Here is a 2007-nt window from a genome sequence, read left to right on the forward strand (position 1 = left end):
GATTTTTAGTCATAAATTAAATTACTTCTCCAGGATTGTCATTTTACCGTCAATTATCTGATAAACTTTGTCTGCCATATCTTTTAACCTTAAGTCATGAGTAACTACAATAATAATTTTATTTCTTTTGTGCGCTAAATCTCTGAGTAGCTCGATTACTTTCATGGATCTATCTGTATCTAATGCGGCTGTGGGTTCATCTGCTAAAATATAGTCAGGATCAGTGTATAATGCTCTAGCAATTGCCACACGCTGCTTTTGTCCACCAGAAAGTTGATTAGGATATTTTTTTAGCAGTTCTAAAAGTCCTAAATCAGAAAGAAGCTCATGCATTTTTTGTTCAGTCAAATTTTGGTTTTTTAGTTTATCTACGAATTTAAACTGTTCTTCGACCGTTAAAAATGGGACTAAGTTATAAGATTGTAAAACAAATCCTATTTTTTCCAATCTTAATTTTGTTTGTTGTTTTTTGGACAAACTGTTAATTGTACTGTCATTTATTTTTACGTCACCATTAGTTGGTGTCTGTAGTCCGCCTGCTATAGTCAAAAATGTAGTTTTTCCTGATCCTGATGGCCCTATAACTAAAATAAGCTGACCACTTTCTGCTTCGAAATTAATATTTTCTAGTGCTACGTACTTACTACTCCCTTCACCAAAAATTTTTGTGACTGAGTCGAAAATTAGATTTGACATGCAATTAACCTCCAATAATTTTGTAAGGATCAACTTTGGCAATTTGGCGAATTGGTATCAATGCACCCAACAAGGACATAATAATAATACCGATTCCAGTTACAATAATATTACTTTTATCGATGACAATGGGTACCTCGCTGGGTAACGTAATAGCTGTTATTTCACCTAATATAATGGCTATAATAACGCCAATAACCGACATAATAAATGATTGAAATAACGTACTTAAAACAAGATATTGCGTTGAGACTCCTTGCGCCTTCAAGACACCTAAGTTGGGTAATTTTTGAACGGTCAGAATATACAAGAAAATTGAAATAACAATTAGAATAATAATATACAAAAAACCAATCATGAAGTTGAATGTGAGTTGTTGTGCACTATATCCAGGTAATTTATTAATAAATGAGCCAATGCTCAACTGATTAGTCCCTTTTGGTATTTTTGAATTATTTAACGTATTCTTGAATACCACAGCATTTGTTACACCTTTATTCAGTGATTGAATAGTGTCTGGTGAAATATAAACCACGGGAAGAGCACTTAAAGTGGCCCTGGGTGTAAAACCTGTAATTTTAATTCTCAATGATGAATTAGCAACTAACAAGTAGTCACCGATTTTGAATCCATCACTTTTGAATTTATCCGATACGACGCCGGCATTGTTTCGGATATTTTTACTACCACTTGTTATTTTCAATTTTTTAAATATGAACGATTTGGAATCAAGAGCTACTAATTGAGCATTCTCTTTTAATCCATTTTCTGATTTTACAAGTGTACTATACTGTGAAATTCTGGTTCCATTATTGGGTAAACTAGCAACCTCATCCTGTGAAAGAAAAGATTGTTGTAAACGTCCTTCAGAATCACTATTTAAGACAATACTTGAAGCATCCCACTCGTTAATTGCCGCTTTGTTTAGGTTAGCTAAACCAGTGGCTAAACCAGTAAGAATAATCAAAAGATAACTTACTAAAAATATAAGTGCCACTATTAGGCTATAACGCAATTTTTCATGTAGCATCTCTTTAATAGCTAAAAACATAATGATCTCCTGTTATTAATTCTATTTATTATTAATATATCACTTAATGTGTTTTGAAAAGGTTTTGATAGCGCAAGGAGAGAGTGTAAAATATTTTGTGCAAATGAGTATTGAAAAAGGGAAGACCTTCCCCGTATGATTATAAGCTTCTAAACCAAATCAACGGAGGTCTTCTCCTATGAATCAGTTTAACAAAGAATTGGTAAATGTACTACTATCTCATGGTGATTTAAAAGAAGTTTTTAGAAAACAACTGCAGG

General features: G+C 32.6%; 2 protein-coding genes. Both read right to left on the bottom strand.

What is annotated here, in order from left to right; all coding sequences use genetic code 11:
• Positions 1 to 21: 21 nt before the first annotated feature.
• On the bottom strand, positions 22 to 696 hold the full coding sequence (locus FC15_RS07775) for an ABC transporter ATP-binding protein (protein WP_057825537.1): 675 nt from the start codon (positions 694 to 696) through the stop codon (positions 22 to 24).
• Positions 697 to 700: 4 nt separating this feature from the next.
• Positions 701 to 1747 (bottom strand): FtsX-like permease family protein, encoded by a 1047-nt coding sequence (locus FC15_RS07780; RefSeq protein ID WP_057825539.1) that lies wholly within the window; start codon positions 1745 to 1747, stop codon positions 701 to 703.
• Positions 1748 to 2007: the final 260 nt, after the last annotated feature.

The organism is Lapidilactobacillus concavus DSM 17758 (assembly GCF_001435835.1).
Classification (GTDB): domain Bacteria; phylum Bacillota; class Bacilli; order Lactobacillales; family Lactobacillaceae; genus Lapidilactobacillus; species Lapidilactobacillus concavus.